Below are 394 nucleotides of genomic sequence, written 5' to 3'. Positions count from 1 at the left end.
TTTCCTCATCATAAAAAGCTGAGCGCTGTACCTTATGAAGCTTTACTTTCAGGTTATTCAGCTTCATAAATTCTAACAATCCGTTTAAGGCAGCAAGCATACTATTGATGCTGGATATCTTATATCTGTCGGACAGGCTGCTCTTATATGCTACCAGAACCTCTTTTGTAATCACTTTATCCTCATCCGGCAGATATTGATAGAAATATGTGACGTCCCTCATATATTTCTCAATCGTCGCCTGGCTCCGTTCTTCATCATACAGATGTTCTCTGTATTTTTTTAAAATGTTCTGATTCAATACAGCTTTTTTCATTTCATACTTCTCTCCTTTAACCCAATAATTTGATTTTTATCATAGCATGCCGTAACATCAAATCATCTGGTTATTTTT

General features: G+C 35.5%; 1 protein-coding gene. It reads right to left on the bottom strand.

The features are described from left to right. Positions 1-316 (bottom strand): site-specific integrase (locus HJV72_RS18825; RefSeq protein WP_208073387.1); only part of this gene is annotated, 316 nt, incomplete at its 3' end. Positions 317-394: the final 78 nt, after the last annotated feature.

The organism is Extibacter sp. GGCC_0201 (genome assembly GCF_017566055.1).
Taxonomy (GTDB): Bacteria; Bacillota; Clostridia; order Lachnospirales; family Lachnospiraceae; genus Extibacter.
The sequence above is the reverse complement of the archived record's forward strand: the minus strand, read 5'-3'. Positions and strand labels throughout refer to the sequence as shown.